The following is a 15,516-nucleotide window of genomic DNA, read 5'->3' on the forward strand; positions in this document are numbered from 1 at the left end:
CAGCGTGCCTTGAGCGCCGCGCCGGCGCTCGCGCTCGCGGCGCGCTAGCGCTGCGCCGAGATCGTGATTTGTGTGCCGTCGCTGAGCTTGAGCGTCTTCGCGGTGCCATTGGTGGGCATCGTGAGGTGCGCGACCTCGCTATGCGCGACCACGGCCGGGCACGTGAGCGCTGCGCCGTTGCTCGACACCGACTGCGTGCCGTGCGGCGCCTGGGCGCGAAAGCTCACCTGCACGGTGGCGGTGCCATTGCTCGCGACGATCGGCGCGAGACGCACCTGGGTCTGCCGGACCATCGCGCCGTTCGCGTCGAGCGGCAACGAGGCGTAGTCCGGGCAGCCTTGCGGCGTCGCGACCGCTCCGCCCGGAGGCGTGGTCCGCCAGGTGAAGTCGTCGGTATCGCCCGAGCGTAGCGTGCGGGTCTCCTGGGCGTCGCCGAACGCCTTCGACGCGACCCGCACCGTGTAGCGGATCGGGCCGTCCGTTGCGGCCTTCGAAGTCACCGTGATCGGCGTGGCCGCGAGTGCCGGCAGCGCGATCGCGCAGGAAGCGGCGAGGACAAACTGCACGAGCGCCGCGTGGCGGCGGCGAGTATGGCGGGAGCTGCGGCAAGGCATGCGTCACCTCCTGGGGGGAACGGCCGCGCCCGCGAGCGAAAAGCGGCGTACGCAACGAACGCGGCGAGCCGCGAAACGCCAGCTACGACGCTCCGCTCGCGTGCGGCGGATGGTCTGCTAGCAGTCTAGCGCGCTGCGCGTTGCCTTGCGCCGAGCACATGCATCGAACGGACCAGGTTTTATCCTGCTTGTCATCGCCAGCAATTTGCTTGCCGTGCGACAGCGAGCGGTTGCAGTCGACGAAGATCTCCTTTTGCGGTGCTCAGAGCCCATGGTTCGAGCTATTCGCAAACCTAGGCAAAACCGGGGAAACATCCGCCATGCGCTCTAGCGCGACCGATATCACATCCGACCGCAGCGGCCGGCGGGACGTTACAATGACGAGCTTTGCCGCGCACTGCAGGGAGCACTGCAGGGAGCACTGCAGGGAGCACTGCGGGGAGCACTGCGGGGTCTTGCACGCAAGCGCGCGACTGCGCCCTTTTTCATCCGATCGATCCGACGACGCCGTGCGTCGGCTTTGCCCGTCCTGCCATGAACCTCGTCATCCAGAGTCCCGCCCCGCTCGACACCGTCCATCACAAGCCGCTCCTCGGCCTCGCCCGCGGCAGCCGCCTCGCGCCGATCGACGCCCACGCGCTGCGCGTCGAGAACGCCGAGCCGGCCCAGCGCGCCGACCTCGAGGTCTACTGCGGCACGCATCAGCTCGACTATGCGTTCGTCGACGCCGGCCGCAAGCTGGCCGATTTCGGCCTGCTGGCGATGGACATGGACTCGACGCTCATCACGATCGAATGCATCGACGAAATCGCCGACTTCTGTGGCCTGAAGGCCGAGGTCGCGGCGATCACCGAAGCCTCGATGCGCGGCGAGATCAAGGACTTCAACGAGAGCCTCACGCGCCGCGTGGCGCTGCTCGAGGGGCTCGACGCGAGCGCCCTGGAGCGTGTGTACGAGGAACGTCTCCAGCTCTCGCCGGGCGCCGAGCAGATGCTCGCGGGCGCGAAGGCCGCGGGGCTAAAGACGCTGCTCGTCTCCGGCGGCTTCACGTTCTTCACCGAGCGCCTGAAAGCGCGGCTCGGGCTTGACTACACGCGTGCGAACACGCTCGAAATCGTCGACGGCAAGCTCACGGGCCGCGTGACGGGCGAGATCGTCAACGCCGACCTGAAGGCGCGTACGCTCACCGAAACCTGTGCCGGAATCGGCATCGATCCGCGCCGCGCAATCGCGATCGGCGACGGCTCGAACGACCTCAAGATGATGGGCGTGGCCGGTTTGTCGGTCGCGTTCCGCGCCAAGCCGGTGGTGCGCGAGGCGGCGAGCGTCGCGTTCAACTTCGTCGGGCTCGACGGGCTGCTGCGTCTTTTCTGATTCGGGTTTCGCAGCGGGCAGATACGCCAACGGCCGCTCGTGTCCTTGTGGACGCGAGCGGCCGTTGTGGCTTGGGCGGATTATTCAGGCGTGCTTGTTTTTTCCGCGAGCCTTGCCAGCGAGCGCTCTATATCGGCGCGCAGATCGGCTTCGTCTTCGAGGCCGATGTAGAAACGCACCAGCGTGCCGCGATGCGGCCAGCTCGCAACCGTGCGCATCGAACCGACGTCGTACGGCATTGCCAGACTATGCGCCCCGCCCCAGCTCCAGCCCAGCGCGAAGAGTTCGAGCGACTCGCAGAACGTGTCGATCTGCGCCGCGCTATAGCGCTCGTCGAACACCACGGAAAAGAGACCGCCCGCGCCCGTGAAGTCGCGCTTGTAGAACTCGTGGCCCGGACAGTCTTCGAACGCCGGGTGCAGCATCGCCGCGATTTCGGGGCGCGTCTTGAGCCAGCCTGCGAGTGCGAGTGCGGTGCGGTCGTGCGCCTCGAAGCGCGCCTTCATGCTCGGCAGTGCGCGCAGCACGAGCGAGCAGTCGTCGACCGACACGCCAATGCCAAGCCGCATGCGCGCGGCCTTGAGCTTGAGATAGAGATCGCGGTCGGCGGTGATGGTCGCGCCCATCAGCACGTCGCTGCCGCCCGACTGATACTTGGTGAGCGCCTGCACCGAGATGTCGATTCCGTGCTCGAACGGCCTGAAGGCGAGGCCCGCCGACCACGTATTGTCGATGGCCGTCACGATGTTGCGCGCACGCGCCGCCGTCGTGATCGCGCGCACGTCGGGCACTTCCATCGTCACCGAGCCGGGCGCTTCCAGCCAGATCAGCTTCGTGTTCGGCTGGATCAGCTCCGCGATGCCCGCGCCGATCATCGGATCGTAATAGCGCGCCGTTAGGCCGAAGTCTCGCGCGAGCCAGTCGCCATGGTCGCGGTTCGGCGAATAGACGTTATCGGGAATCAGCACGTCGTCGCCCGACTTCAGCAGTCCGAAGTAGACGTTCGAGATCGCCGAGAGGCCCGAGGGCTGCAGCAGCGCATGCTCGCCGCCCTCGATCTCGGCGAGGCGCTTTTGCAGCATGGCCGAGGTGGGCGTGGCATGCAGGCCGTAGCGCCATTGCGCGTCGTTGCGCCAGTCGAGCGCGCGCACCGAAGCGAGGTCGGGAAACACCACGGTCGACGCGCGCGTGACTGGCGCGGCAAACGACTCGAAGCCGGGCGTGAGGTCGTCTTGCGGGTGAACGATGCGCGTCTGCAATGCGCGGCTGGAGTCGGATTTGGTCATGTCGGAGCGAATTCGGATTAAGGCGCAATGACGTTGCGGCGCCCGGCTTGCGCAAGGGCGCGTTCAACGCCGCATACCGAAGAGTAACACCCGCAGCGGCGCTTACTGCCCGATGACGAGATTGCTCACGCCGTTCACGGCGTGCGCCCCGGTCGGAGTCGACGCGCTCGCGCTCGCCGCGCCGGTCGACACGGCCGGAGCCGCGGCGCCCGCCGCGAGCGGCTTCAGATCGAACGGCACCGGATGGGAATCGTCCGGGTCCATGCGGTCGCCCGAAAGCGAGCCGTCCTCGGCGAACGTGCCCACCCAGTTGCCGGTGATGTGCGTGCCGTCGTTCGAGTCCTCGGCTTCGAGCGTCGCGTCGGCGCGGTCGCCGGCGATCAGGATCACCTCGCCGGTGTCCGTGAACTGGTATTCGCCATGCACGCCGGTCGGGTCGTCGTCGCCGGCCTTGGCGCCCAGGCGCATGACGATCTGGCGCTTGCCGAGCGTGCCGACGTATTGCGGCAGCTTCGCGAACTCGGGGTTCGGCTTGAGCGCGGATTTGAGCGGCGGCTGCGTGCCTGCGTCCTGCGCGTGCGCCGCGAGCGGCAGCGCGAGGACCATGGCCGCCGCTGCCGCAGCCACGATCCAGCCGCGCGCCCTGCTGGCGCTGCCCCGCCGGGCGGCCGCGCGCGGCGGCCGCTGTGCTTGCGTCAATACTTCCATCTGCATCCTTCCTTCACTTGCGCAGCGGTCTTGCGCAAAGCCGCGCGTCACGAGTCGGCGTCAAATCCGTTCGAAGATGGCCGCAATACCCTGGCCGCCGCCGATGCACATCGTCACAAGCGCGTAGCGGCCGCCGATACGCTGCAGTTCATAAAGCGCCTTCACGGTGATGAGCGCACCGGTCGCGCCAATCGGGTGGCCGAGCGAGATGCCCGAGCCGTTCGGATTAACCTTGGCCGGGTCGAGCCGAAGCTCTTGCGACACCGCGCAGGCCTGCGCCGCGAAGGCTTCGTTGGCTTCGATCACGTCGAGGTCGCTGACCTTGAGACCCGCACGCTCAAGCGCCTTCTGCGTGGCCGGCACGGGGCCGATGCCCATGTACGCCGGATCGACGCCCGCGTGCGCGTACGAGACGAGGCGCGCGAGCGGCTTCACGCCGCGCGCGCGGGCAGCGTCCGCGCTCATCAGCAGCACCGCGGCAGCGGCGTCGTTGATGCCCGACGCGTTGCCCGCCGTGACCGTGCCGTTCTCCTTCGCGAACACGGGCTTGAGCTTCGAGAAGTCCTCGAGCGTGGCGCCGTGGCGCACGTGCTCGTCGGCGTCGAACAGCACTTCGCCCTTCTTCGACTTGATCGCGACGGGCAGGATCTGATCCTTGAAGCGGCCTTCGGCGATCGCGCGCTCGGCGCGGCGATGGGATTCGAGCGCGAGCGCATCTTGCGCCTCACGAGTGATGCCGAACTTCTTCGCGACGTTTTCCGCCGTCACGCCCATGTGGATCGTCTGGAACGGGTCGTGCAGCGCGCCGATTATCATGTCGACGAGTTGCGTGTCGCCCATGCGCTGGCCGAAACGCGCGGCCGGCATCGAGTACGGCGCGCGGCTCATGTTTTCCGCGCCGCCGCCGATCGCGATGTCAGCGTCGCCGAGCAGAATGGTTTGCGCCGCCGAAACGATCGCCTGCAGACCCGAGCCGCACAGGCGGTTCACGGTCAACGCCGGCGCGTGCTGGGCAACGCCGCCGTTGATGGCGGCCACGCGGGCAAGGTACATGTCCTTCGGCTCCGTGTGCACGACGTTGCCGAACACCACGTGGCCCACCGCGTCGCCTTCCACGTTCGCGCGCGAGAGCACTTCGCGCACCACGCGTGCGCCGAGATCCGTCGGCGAGAAGTCCTTCAGGCTGCCGCCGAAGTCGCCGATTGCCGTGCGCACACCGCTTGCCACCACTACTTCGCGTTCCATGGTCTTGCTCCTCGTCTTCCTGAATGGATGAATCTTGTTATTGATGCGCTTCGCTTGCGCGCTGCGTGGCAAGCAAGCGCTTGACGTCCTCGCGATGCGGGATCGGTGCAACCGCGCCAAAACCCAGCGTCGAAAGCGCGGCGGCCGCGTTCGCATAGCGCGCGGCCGCGAACGGATCGTCGCCGGCCGCGAGCCGCGCGACGAATGCGCCGCCGAAGCAGTCGCCCGCGCCCGTGGCGTCCACGGCAGCGACCACATGCCCCGGCACGACGCGCCGCTCGTCGGGCGTCGCCACATAGGCGCCGTCCTTGCCCAGCTTCAACGCCACTACCCGGGCACCGCGCGCGAGCAGGTACGAGGATCGCATCACGGTCGTCGAGGCCTGTGAGCACCGCCACGTCGTCCCAGCTGGGCAGGCAGATATCGGTCAGTCGCAGCACCTCGTTCATCACAGCGCGCGCTCGCGCGAGCGGCCACAGTTTCAGGCGCAGATTGGTGTCGAAGCTCACGCGCACGCCGTTGGCGCGCGCATGCTCGACGGCGGCGAGCGCCGCGTCGCAGGCGCTGTCACTGATCGCCACGCTGATGCCCGAAAGATGCAGCATACGCGCAGCCGCGATGATGTCGAGCGGCAGGTCGCGCGGCGTGTAACGGCTCGCGGCCGAGCCCTTGCGCAGATAGTCGAAGGCATGGCCGGGCGGGCCATGCGAGACGAAGTAGACGCCCGTGGGCGCCGTGGCGTCCACCCGAACCGTCGAGGTATCGACGCCTTCGCGCGTCCACAGGTCGATCAGGAGACGTCCGAAATGATCGTCGCCGACGGCCGAGACGAAGCCCGTACGTGCGCCCTGGCGAGCCGCCGCGATGGCGAAGTTCGACGTGTCGCCGCCAAAGCCCTGCAAGTACTCGGGACGGTCTTTCGACGCCTGGTTGAACTCGACCATGGCCTCGCCATAAGCGAGGACTTGCGCAGCGACGCTCGTCATGCCGCTCAGACCTCGCCCCAGAGATCGTGGCCGTCCGCGCCGGTGATCTTCACTGAAACGAAATCGCCGACCTTGTAGCGCTTCGACGCCTTGGTCGCCGGCGCGACATACACCACGCCGTCGATCTCGGGGGCGTCCGCCGCGGTGCGGCCAATGCCGCCATCGACGTTGATCTCGTCGATCAGCACCTTGAGGGTCTTGCCCACCTTGCGCTGGATGCGCTTGGCCGAGACCTGCTCCGCCACTTCCATGAAGCGCGCGCGGCGTTCCTCGCGCACGTCGTCGGGCAACGCGCCGTCGAGTTCGTTCGCCGTTGCGCCTTCGACCGGCGAATAGGCGAAGCACCCCACGCGGTCCAGTTCGGCCTCGCGGATGAAGTCGAGCAGCGTTTCGAACTGCGCTTCGGTCTCGCCGGGGAACCCGGCGATGAACGTGCTGCGGATCGTGAGATCGGGGCACATTTCGCGCCAGGCCTTCACGCGCTCCATGACCTTCTCCGCGTTCGCGGGACGCTTCATGCGCTTGAGCACTTCAGGATGCGCGTGCTGGAACGGCACATCGAGATACGGCAGCACGTGACCCTTGAACGGTCCTTCGGCCATCATCGGAATGACTTCGTCTACGCTCGGATACGGGTAGACGTAGTGCAGGCGCACCCAGGCGCCATATTGCGCGGCCAGCTCGCCCAGCGCGGCGACGAGGTCGGTCATGCGCGTCTTGATCGGCTTGCCGTTCCAGAAACCGGTGCGGTACTTCACGTCCACGCCGTAAGCGCTCGTGTCCTGCGAAATGACGAGCAGCTCCTTCACGCCGGACTTGAAGAGGTTTTCCGCTTCGAGCATGACCTCGGCGACCGGGCGCGACACGAGGTCGCCGCGCATCGACGGGATGATGCAGAACGTGCAGCGGTGATTGCAGCCTTCGGAGATCTTCAGGTACGCGTAGTGGCGCGGCGTGAGCTTGATGCCCGCAGCCGGCACGAGGTCGACGAACGGATCGTGCGGCTTAGGCAGGTGGCTGTGCACGGCCTGCATGACCTCGCCCACGGCGTGCGGGCCCGTCACGGCGAGCACCTTCGGATGAACTTCCTCGATCAGGTTCGAGCCGCTCGCGCTCGCTTTCTTGCCGAGACAGCCTGTGACGATCACCTTGCCATTTTCGGAAAGCGCTTCGCCGATGGCGTCGAGACTCTCTTGCACCGCTTCGTCGATGAAGCCGCAGGTGTTGACGACCACGAGATCCGCACCGTCGTAAGACCCCGAGATCTCGTAACCCTCGGCGCGCAGCTGGGTAATGATCTGCTCGGAGTCGACAAGCGCCTTCGGGCAGCCGAGGGAAACCATCCCGACGCGCGGAGCAGGATTGCGGGAGGTCGTTGATTCAACAGGGTTTTTCACGTGTACGTCCGGATGTGGGGCGCAGGGCGAGGTAGCGCCGCGCAAGGGTCAAGCCAATCCGCCATTTTAACCGGTTGGCGTATCCTGCGGCGCAGCATGGTGGGTGCGCGCGTCCGTAGCGCGGGGTCGGATGGGATCTGGACAGACCGCCGCGGCGCTAGCGCGTGCGAGCGCCGGCCTCTCACAGAGCGCGTTCGCGGCACTGCTTGGCGTTTCGACGCGCACGCTGCAGGACTGGGAGCAAGGCCGGCGCCAGCCCACCGGAGCCGCACAATCGCTTTTGCGGGTGGCCGTGGCGCACCCCGAAGCCTTGCGCGACCTGCAAAGCGCCTGAAAACAAATGAGGCCGGCGGCATTGCGCCCGCTGCCTCGCAAAGCGTGGCGCCCGCGTGGCAACGCGCCGCCACGGCGCGCTGGGTATGCGAGAGCGCGCCGCGACCTGGCGGCGCGCGCCACCCGCCGTGTGCGCCGCGCCGCTTACTTCTTCTCTTCCTCGCCGCCCTCGGGCGCGCCCTGCGCCGGCGCCGCCGCGCCGCCCGGCGGCACGGGCTTGAACGGGAAGCTGCTGAACATGTTCTTCGCCTGGTTCTGCATCTGCTCCTGCATCTGCACGAACATGTTCTTCGACTGCTCGATGTAGCTCGTCATCATGCCTTGCATCATCGGCGCCTGCATGTTCATGAACTGCGACCAGACCTCGGGATTCATCGCGTTGCCTTCGTAAAGGCTCTTCGACTGATCCGCAAGCTTGTTCTGGATGTCGATGAATGCCTGGATGTTCTTTTCCAGGTAAGTGCCCATCATGCCCTGCATCGCATGACCATAGAAACGGATGATCTGCGACAGCATCGATGACGAGAACATCGGCAGACCGCCGCTTTCCTCTTCGAGAATGATCTGCAGCAGGATGCTGCGCGTCAGATCCTCGTTGGTCTTCGCGTCGATGACCTTGAACTCCTCCTGCTCCAGCACGAGTTGCTTCACGTCCGTCAACGTGATGTACGTGCTCGTCTCCGTGTCGTACAACCGACGATTCGGATATTTCTTGATGAGACGTTCGGCGGTTTTCTTTGTAGTCGTCATGTGTCGCCCTTGTTAGCGCCAACGCGCGGCGGCCATTGCCGTCGCGCGTTGGTCTAGCCCGGAAACGGCCTGCCCCGGTGAGCAAACAGGCCAGCTGCCGTCCTCGATCCCGGCTTCGCGCCCCTGCAGGCGCGCTGCGCTCAGGATCAGCCCATGTGCAACCCGCCATTCAGCGAGAAGTCAGCACCGGTTGCAAAGCCTGACTCGTCGGACGCGAGCCACGCCACGATCGACGCGATTTCCTCGGGCGCGCCGAGACGGCGCACGGGAATCGTCGCGACGATCTTTTCCAGCACGTCGGGACGGATGGACTTCACCATGTCCGTGCCGATATAGCCCGGCGAGACGGTGTTGACCGTCACGCCCTTGGTCGCCACTTCCTGGGCCAGCGCCATCGTGAAGCCGTGAATGCCGGCCTTGGCCGTGGAATAGTTGGTCTGCCCGAACTGGCCCTTCTGGCCGTTCACCGACGAAATATTGATGATGCGGCCCCAGCCGCGCTCGACCATGCCGTCGATCACTTGCTTCGTGACGTTGAAGAGGCTCGTGAGGTTGGTGTCGATCACGGCCGTCCAGTCTTCGCGCGTCATCTTGCGGAAGACGACGTCGCGCGTAATGCCGGCGTTGTTCACGAGCACGTCGATTTCACCGACCTCGGCCTTGACCTTGTCGAACGCCTGGCGCGTCGAATCCCAGTCGCCCACATTGCCTTCCGAGGCCACGAAGTCGAAACCGAGCGCCTTCTGATCTTCCAGCCACTTCACGCGGCGCGGCGAATGCGGGCCGCAGCCGGCGACCACCTTGAAACCCTGTTTGGCGAGGCGCTGGCAAATGCCCGTGCCGATGCCGCCCATCCCGCCCGTTACATACGCAATACGCTCTGACATAAACCACACTCCATTATCGTTTTCCGGCTGCGCCGTTCGCGGTTATTGGTCGCCCCGCTGGTCACGAGCGCCGGAGCGGTCCGCTCCGGCAGTGACATCAAACGCGCTCGAGCGCGAGCGCCACGCCCATGCCGCCGCCGATGCACAGCGAGGCCAGGCCGCGCTTCGCGTCGCGGCGCTGCATTTCATGCAGCAGCGTCACGAGAATCCGGCAGCCCGACGCGCCGATCGGGTGACCGATCGCAATCGCCCCGCCGTTCACGTTGATCTTCGACGTGTCCCAGCCCATCTGCTTGTTCACGGCCAGCGCCTGCGCCGCGAATGCCTCGTTGATCTCCATGAGATCGAGGTCGTTCACCGACCAGCCCGCGCGCTCCAGCGCACGCGTGGACGCCGGCACCGGACCCATGCCCATCACCTTCGGATCGACGCCGGCGCTGGCGTACGCCTTGATGCGCGCAAGCGGCGTGAGCCCCAAGGCCTCGGCCTTCTTCGCCGACATCACCACCACCGCGGCTGCGCCGTCGTTGATGCCCGACGCGTTCGCCGCCGTCACCGTGCCTTCCTTGTTGAACGCCGGCTTCAGGCCCGCGAGCGATTCGGCCGTCGCGCCGTGGCGCACGAATTCGTCCGTCCTGAACTGCAGCGGCTCACCCTTGCGCTGCGGAATCTCCACCGAGACGATCTCTTCGTCGAAACGGCCCGCCTTCTGCGCGGCTTCCGCCTTGTTCTGCGAGAGCGCCGCAAACGCGTCCTGTTCTTCGCGCGTGATGCCGTATTCCTTCGCGACGTTTTCCGCCGTCACGCCCATGTGGTACTGGTTGTACACGTCCCACAGGCCGTCGACGATCATGCTGTCGATGAGCTTCGCGTCGCCCATGCGGAAGCCGTCGCGCGAGCCCGGCAGCACGTGCGGCGCGGCGCTCATGTTCTCCTGGCCGCCGGCCACGACGATGTCCGAATCGCCAGCGATGATCGCGTTGGCCGCGAGCATCACCGCCTTCAGGCCCGAGCCGCACACCTTGTTGATCGTCATGGCGGGAACGGCCGCGGGCAGGCCCGCCTTGATCGATGCCTGGCGCGCCACGTTCTGGCCCGAACCGGCCGTCAGCACCTGACCCATGATCACGTCGCTCACCTGCTCGGGCTTCACACCCGCGCGCTCGAGCGCAGCCTTGATGACGATTGCGCCCAGGTCGGGCGCCGCCACCTTCGCGAGCGAGCCGCCGAATTTGCCTACCGCCGTACGTGCGGCCGAAACGATCACAATGTCAGTCATTTCCAGATCCTTCGGGCGGTTCGATGGCGCGCCATGCGCCCCGCCCCTCAAGTTGTTAATCCGAATTCCGCAGCAAGCGTTTCAATTGCCTCAATCGCGCTGCTGCACATAACGCCCCGGCGCCGGCTCGATCTCGGGGAATTCCGCCGAGCCGGCTTGCGCACGCGGCTTCACCTTCTTGCCGCCGTACTGATCGAGCCATTCGGCCCAGGTCGGCCACCAGCTGCCGGGTTTTTCCTCGGCAGCAGCGAACCAGTCGTCGGCCTCTTCGGGCAGATGCTTTGCGTCGGCCTCGATGCTCCAGAAGCTGCGCTTGTTCTTCGATGCCGGGTTGATCACGCCCGCGATGTGGCCCGACGCGCCAAGCACGAATTTCAGCGGCCCGGACAGCAACGGCACCGATGCATACGCCGTGCGCCAGGGCACGATGTGATCCTCGCGCGAACCGTAGATGAAGGTCGGCACGTCGATGCGCGACAGATCCACTTCCTCGCCGCACACCGTCAGCGCGCCCGGCTCACGCAGCTTGTTTTCAAGGTACGTATTGCGCAGGTACCACGCGTACATCGGCCCCGGCAGGCTCGTCGAGTCGCTGTTCCAGAACAGCAGGTCGAACGGCGCGGGCGTACGGCCCTTCAGGTAATTGTCGACGACGTAGTTCCAGACCAGATCGTTGGGCCGCAGAAACGAGAACGTGTTCGCAAACTCGACGCCGCGCATGAGCCCCGGCGTACCGCCATTCTTGCCGCCGATGGTCTGCTCGCGCATCTGTACGTGGGCTTCGTCGACGAACACATCGAGCACGCCCGTGTCGCCGAAGTCGAGCATCGCGGTAAGCAGCGTCATCGACGCAGCGGGATGTTCGCCGCGCGCCGCCGCGACCGACAGTGCCGTGGCGAGCAGTGTGCCGCCCACGCAAAAACCGAGCGTATTGATCTGCTCGCGCTCGCTGATGCTGCGCGTCGTCTCGATGGCCGTGAGCACGCCCTCCTCGATGTAGTCGTCCCAGGAGCGGTCCGCGATCGACGCGTCGCCGTTGTGCCACGAGACGAGGAACACCTGCTGCCCCTGCTCCAGCGCATAGGCGACGAGCGAGTTCTCGGGCTGCAGGTCGAGGATGTAGTACTTGTTGATGCACGGCGGCACGATCAGAAGCGGCCGCTCGCGCACGGTGGCCGTGCGCGGCTTGTACTGGATCAGCTGGAACAGCGCGTTCTCGAACACGACCGAACCTTCGGTGGTCGCGAGATTGCGGCCCACCACGAAGCGCGACTCGTCGGTTTGCGAGATCTTGCCGCGCGACATGTCGCCGAGCAGGTTCATCACGCCCTGACGCAGGCTCTCGCCGTGGGTTTCGAGCAAGGCGCTCTGGGCGTCGGGATTGAGCGCGAGAAAGTTGCTGGGCGAAGCCGCCGCGGTCCACTGCTGCACGGCGAAGCGAATGCGCTCGCGCGTTTTCGCATCGGTATCGATCGCGTCGACGAGTTCGTGCAGGTAGCGCGCGTTGAGCAGATACCACGCCGCCGTGAACGCATACGCGGGCGTGGCCCTCCAGGCGTCGGAACTGAAGCGCCGATCCTTGAGTTCGGGCGCCTTGGGCGTCGTATCTGTGGCCTGGCGCAGCAAGTCGAGCGCGTCGCGCGAATACTCCGCCTGCAGATGCTGCAGCCGGGTGGGTTCAATCGATGCCGTGGGCAGCTTGAAACCTTCGAAAGGATTCGCGCCACCGAACGGATTGGCTGCGCCGAAAGGACTGCCGGCGGCGAACGGATTGCCCGCGGCGAACGGATTGCCGGCTGCAAATGGATTGCCTGCAGCAAAGGGATTGGACGCAGCGAAAGGATTGCCTGCGGCGAAAGGATTGCCAGCGCCAAAAGGATTGCCCGGCGCGCCGTTGCCCGCCGGCGGCCACCAGTTGGCCGCGAGTCCCGCGAAGGGCGCTTGCTGCGCCGCGCCGCCGGTTTGCTGCGCAGCATTCAGGGCGCTCTTCCAAGCGTTCGTCCACGCGTCGAGATACTGCTGCATGCCGGCTGCGTCGGGAGCAAAAGGCGGGTTGCCGCGCGTTGCACCATCAGTTGAGGCGCCCGTGCCCGGGGCAGTCTTGGAACGTTGAGATGCCGTCATGCCTGCTTTTGACCGATGTGTCCCGAAGGACTGGTTGAGAGGCAGGTGGTACGCATACGGGCGCCGTTGCGGCGCTCGTCACGACCTGTCCCGTGGGTGAAGGACATTCTTGCTCCCCATTGCAAAGCGTGTCAATGCTTGTGCCCGATTTTGCCGCGCTGCGATATTTTTTTAATTATCGTTTTCCCGATGTAATCAATTGTTTAACTGCCGCGACACATTGCTGTGCGGCCGCGCGCACGAAAATCCGCCGTCGCGGCAAGCGTTTGCAGTGCAATGCGGCAATCGGGGAGCTAATGCGCCGTGAGAGGAGCACAGTACGTTGCGGGAATAGCTGCAGCGCAACAAAAATCGTCTGACTCGCCACGCGCCGCCGCGCCGTTTCACGACGGCGGCGCGGCGCAGCGAGGTCAGGGATTGAGCCAGATCAGCGCGGCCATCCGGCCGGTGACGCGATCGCGCCGGTACGAGTAGAAGCGCTCGCGCAGCGTAACCGTGCACAGGTCGCCGCCGCTCACGTGGCGCACGCCGAGCGTATCGAGCCGCAGCCGCGCCAGCGCGGGAAGATCGGCGAGGTATTTGCCGTTCGGCTCCGGGCGCGCCACGAAGGCTGCCGCGGTGGCGGCGCGATGGGCATCGCGTCGCGCAGCGTCGACCTGCTCCACATGTGTCATGAACGCGTCGCGCACGTCGGCGCCGACCTCGAAGGCCGTGGGCCCGATCGCGGGGCCGAGGTACGCATGCAGGTCGGCCGTCGCACAGCCCGCGAGCGCCGCGACGCGCTCGGCCGTGCGCTCGATGACGCCCGCGGCCAGCCCGCGCCAGCCCGCGTGCGCGGCGCCCACGGCACGGCCCTCGCCATCGCACAGCAGAACGGGCATGCAGTCGGCCACCATCACCGTGCAGGCTATGCCGGGCTCGGCGGTCACGCTCGCATCGGCTTCGAGCGGAGCGCCCGCGCGAGCAGCGGCGAGCGCCTGCGCGGCGTCGACCACGACCGGACCGTGGATCTGCTTGAGCCACGCGGCCGGCACGCCCGCATGCGTGAAGAGCCGCGCGCGGTTCGCCTCGACGTGCGCGAGATCGTCGCCGGAGCCGCGGCCGAGATTCAGGCCGCCCGGGAGATCCACGCCCTCACCGCCCTGCGCCGCCTGCCAGCGCCCGAAGGGCGGCTCGCTCACGCCGCCGTCGCGCGTCGTCACGAGCGCCCGCACGCGCGGCGAAACCTGCCAGTCGGGATGCAGCAAATCGTCGGATGTCAGTTCCGGGCAGGTCGTCATGCGTGCTTGTCCTCGTCTTGCTCGTCGTCTTCGTCGTCGTCTTCGTGATCTTCCTCGTCGCTGCCGATCACGTAGCCTTCGTCGGTGTAGGCGCTGTCGAACATATCTTCATCGAAGCCGGCTTCGTCCTCGTCTTCCTTGCCGCCGAAGCCGAGCGCCTCGATCAGCGCGTCGAGGTCGTCGGGCACTTCGGCGCGCCATTGCATCGCGCGGCCCGTGACCGGATGAACGAGGCCGAGGCGCCACGCGTGCAACGCCTGGCGCGCGAAGCCGTCTGGCAGCGCCGCGACCGAGCGCTTGCCGCGCGCGTGGCCGTACACGGGATCGCCGAGCAGCGGATGACCGATGTGCGCGCAATGAACACGAATCTGGTGTGTGCGCCCCGTTTCCAGGTCGCAATGAATCGCGCTCACGGGCTGGTTGTGCCAGAGCGTCTTGTCGATGCGCCGGAAGTGCGTGCGCGCGGGCTTGCCCGACGCGCCCTTCACCACCGCCATGCGCGTGCGCTCGCGCGGGTCGCGGCCGATGGGCGCGTCGATGGTGCCTTCGTCGGCCATGTTGCCCCACACGAGCGCGAGATAGCGGCGCTTGACCGTGCGCGCCTGCAGCTGGCGCACGAGGTCGGTCTGCGCCTCTAGCGTGCGCGCGACGACCATCAGCCCGGACGTGTCCTTGTCGAGCCGATGGACGATTCCCGCGCGCGGCAGGCCCGCTGCATCGCCATAGCGATGCAGGAGACCGTTGAGGAGCGTGCCGCTCCAGTTGCCTGCGGCCGGATGCACGACGAGCCCCGCGGGCTTGTTGATGACGACGATGGCGTCGTCCTCGTAGACGATGTCGAGCGGCACCGGCTCGGGCGCGAACGCGAGCTGCTCGGGCAGGAGGTCCGGCACGAGCTCGATGGTCGCGCCGAGCGGCACCGGCTGGCGCACCTTGGCCGGCTTGCCGTCCACGCGCACGCGCTGCTCTTCGATCCAACCCTGCAAACGGCTGCGTGAAAATTCCGGAAATACTTTGGCGAGCACCTTATCGAGGCGCTCGCCCGCGAGCTCATCTGGCACCTGAACCGAGCGCGGGGCTTCGTCCCCGCGCGCACGCGGGGCGCCGCCGGCGTCCTCGGCTGCGAGTTCGTCGTCGAGCCCCTCACTGGCGGCTGCGTCATCGGGCGCATCGCCCAGGCTATAATCTCTGATGCTGTTTTGGGCGCCGGGAGCGCCGGCCCCCGGAATAACTGTACGGGTCATTGAGTCTGG

13 protein-coding genes and 1 pseudogene are annotated in these 15,516 nt (G+C 66.7%); 2 read left to right on the forward strand and 12 right to left on the reverse strand.

The genetic code is table 11. From position 1 onward, the window contains the following. Nucleotides 1-44: 44 nt before the first annotated feature. Nucleotides 45-614 carry a DUF6013 family protein gene (locus M3I53_RS00480; protein ID WP_254314040.1) on the reverse strand — a complete coding sequence of 190 codons (570 nt, stop codon included), beginning with the start codon at nucleotides 612-614 and terminating at the stop codon, nucleotides 45-47. A 534-nt stretch (nucleotides 615-1,148) separates the two neighbouring features. On the opposite strand from M3I53_RS00480, the gene serB reads away from it, so the two are divergent. Further along, nucleotides 1,149-1,988, forward strand: a complete 840-nt coding sequence (gene serB / locus M3I53_RS00485; protein WP_254314041.1) for a phosphoserine phosphatase SerB — start codon at nucleotides 1,149-1,151, stop codon at nucleotides 1,986-1,988. Between the two features lie 80 nt (nucleotides 1,989-2,068). Here serB and M3I53_RS00490 read toward each other — a convergent pair whose 3' ends face one another. The 5 genes and pseudogenes from M3I53_RS00490 to rimO form a co-directional block, all read right to left on the reverse strand. Further along, nucleotides 2,069-3,274: a cystathionine beta-lyase gene (locus M3I53_RS00490; RefSeq protein ID WP_254314042.1), complete on the reverse strand. Its 1,206-nt coding sequence runs from the start codon at nucleotides 3,272-3,274 to the stop codon at nucleotides 2,069-2,071. A 102-nt stretch (nucleotides 3,275-3,376) separates the two neighbouring features. Then, entirely contained in the window at nucleotides 3,377-3,982 is a 606-nt protein-coding gene (locus M3I53_RS00495; protein ID WP_254314043.1) for a hypothetical protein, read from the reverse strand. 60 nt (nucleotides 3,983-4,042) lie between these two features. Further along, entirely contained in the window at nucleotides 4,043-5,227 is a 1,185-nt protein-coding gene (bktB, locus tag M3I53_RS00500) for a beta-ketothiolase BktB (RefSeq protein ID WP_254314044.1), read from the reverse strand. A gap of 37 nt (nucleotides 5,228-5,264) precedes the next feature. Further along, nucleotides 5,265-6,213: pseudogene (locus tag M3I53_RS00505) on the reverse strand (sugar kinase). A 5-nt stretch (nucleotides 6,214-6,218) separates the two neighbouring features. Continuing rightward, nucleotides 6,219-7,556 (reverse strand): 30S ribosomal protein S12 methylthiotransferase RimO, encoded by a 1,338-nt coding sequence (rimO, locus tag M3I53_RS00510; RefSeq protein ID WP_254314045.1) that lies wholly within the window; start codon nucleotides 7,554-7,556, stop codon nucleotides 6,219-6,221. A 184-nt stretch (nucleotides 7,557-7,740) separates the two neighbouring features. On the opposite strand from rimO, the gene M3I53_RS00515 reads away from it, so the two are divergent. After that, on the forward strand, nucleotides 7,741-7,944 hold the full coding sequence (locus tag M3I53_RS00515; protein ID WP_254314046.1) for a DNA-binding transcriptional regulator: 204 nt from the start codon (nucleotides 7,741-7,743) through the stop codon (nucleotides 7,942-7,944). A 143-nt stretch (nucleotides 7,945-8,087) separates the two neighbouring features. Here M3I53_RS00515 and phaR read toward each other — a convergent pair whose 3' ends face one another. The 6 genes from phaR to M3I53_RS00545 all read right to left on the reverse strand — a co-directional run bounded on the left by phaR (nucleotide 8,088) and on the right by M3I53_RS00545 (nucleotide 15,507). Beyond that, nucleotides 8,088-8,693 carry a polyhydroxyalkanoate synthesis repressor PhaR gene (gene phaR, locus M3I53_RS00520; RefSeq protein ID WP_035514475.1) on the reverse strand — a complete coding sequence of 202 codons (606 nt, stop codon included), beginning with the start codon at nucleotides 8,691-8,693 and terminating at the stop codon, nucleotides 8,088-8,090. Nucleotides 8,694-8,839: 146 nt separating this feature from the next. Beyond that, a complete protein-coding gene (locus M3I53_RS00525; protein ID WP_042269566.1) occupies nucleotides 8,840-9,580 on the reverse strand; it encodes a 3-ketoacyl-ACP reductase in 741 nt (246 codons plus the stop codon). 97 nt (nucleotides 9,581-9,677) lie between these two features. After that, nucleotides 9,678-10,859 (reverse strand): acetyl-CoA C-acetyltransferase, encoded by a 1,182-nt coding sequence (locus tag M3I53_RS00530; protein ID WP_254314047.1) that lies wholly within the window; start codon nucleotides 10,857-10,859, stop codon nucleotides 9,678-9,680. 90 nt (nucleotides 10,860-10,949) lie between these two features. Next, on the reverse strand, nucleotides 10,950-12,884 hold the full coding sequence (phaC, locus tag M3I53_RS00535; protein WP_254314048.1) for a class I poly(R)-hydroxyalkanoic acid synthase: 1,935 nt from the start codon (nucleotides 12,882-12,884) through the stop codon (nucleotides 10,950-10,952). Between the two features lie 509 nt (nucleotides 12,885-13,393). Further along, the gene (gene pgeF, locus M3I53_RS00540; protein ID WP_254314049.1) at nucleotides 13,394-14,263 is read right to left on the reverse strand and encodes a peptidoglycan editing factor PgeF; all 870 of its coding nucleotides are present in this window, start codon (nucleotides 14,261-14,263) and stop codon (nucleotides 13,394-13,396) included. After that, complete coding sequence (locus M3I53_RS00545) at nucleotides 14,260-15,507, reverse strand: RluA family pseudouridine synthase (protein ID WP_254314050.1); 1,248 nt, start codon at nucleotides 15,505-15,507, stop codon at nucleotides 14,260-14,262. Before M3I53_RS00545 ends, pgeF begins: the two co-directional genes overlap by 4 nt. Nucleotides 15,508-15,516: the final 9 nt, after the last annotated feature.

The sequence above is a fragment of the Paraburkholderia sp. CNPSo 3272 genome, assembly GCF_024206495.1.
In the GTDB taxonomy this organism is placed as follows: domain Bacteria; phylum Pseudomonadota; class Gammaproteobacteria; order Burkholderiales; family Burkholderiaceae; genus Paraburkholderia.

Bases quoted from the DNA above. Each gene is read 5' to 3' on its own strand.
- M3I53_RS00480 (WP_254314040.1), bottom strand. From the start codon at position 614: ATGCCTTGCCGCAGCTCCCGCCATACTCGCCGCCGCCACGCGGCGCTC.
- serB (WP_254314041.1), top strand. From the start codon at position 1,149: ATGAACCTCGTCATCCAGAGTCCCGCCCCGCTCGACACCGTCCATCAC.
- M3I53_RS00490 (WP_254314042.1), bottom strand. From the start codon at position 3,274: ATGACCAAATCCGACTCCAGCCGCGCATTGCAGACGCGCATCGTTCAC.
- M3I53_RS00495 (WP_254314043.1), bottom strand. From the start codon at position 3,982: ATGGAAGTATTGACGCAAGCACAGCGGCCGCCGCGCGCGGCCGCCCGG.
- bktB (WP_254314044.1), bottom strand. From the start codon at position 5,227: ATGGAACGCGAAGTAGTGGTGGCAAGCGGTGTGCGCACGGCAATCGGC.
- rimO (WP_254314045.1), bottom strand. From the start codon at position 7,556: ATGGTTTCCCTCGGCTGCCCGAAGGCGCTTGTCGACTCCGAGCAGATC.
- M3I53_RS00515 (WP_254314046.1), top strand. From the start codon at position 7,741: ATGGGATCTGGACAGACCGCCGCGGCGCTAGCGCGTGCGAGCGCCGGC.
- phaR (WP_035514475.1), bottom strand. From the start codon at position 8,693: ATGACGACTACAAAGAAAACCGCCGAACGTCTCATCAAGAAATATCCG.
- M3I53_RS00525 (WP_042269566.1), bottom strand. From the start codon at position 9,580: ATGTCAGAGCGTATTGCGTATGTAACGGGCGGGATGGGCGGCATCGGC.
- M3I53_RS00530 (WP_254314047.1), bottom strand. From the start codon at position 10,859: ATGACTGACATTGTGATCGTTTCGGCCGCACGTACGGCGGTAGGCAAA.
- phaC (WP_254314048.1), bottom strand. From the start codon at position 12,884: ATGCAGCAGTATCTCGACGCGTGGACGAACGCTTGGAAGAGCGCCCTG.
- pgeF (WP_254314049.1), bottom strand. From the start codon at position 14,263: ATGACGACCTGCCCGGAACTGACATCCGACGATTTGCTGCATCCCGAC.
- M3I53_RS00545 (WP_254314050.1), bottom strand. From the start codon at position 15,507: ATGACCCGTACAGTTATTCCGGGGGCCGGCGCTCCCGGCGCCCAAAAC.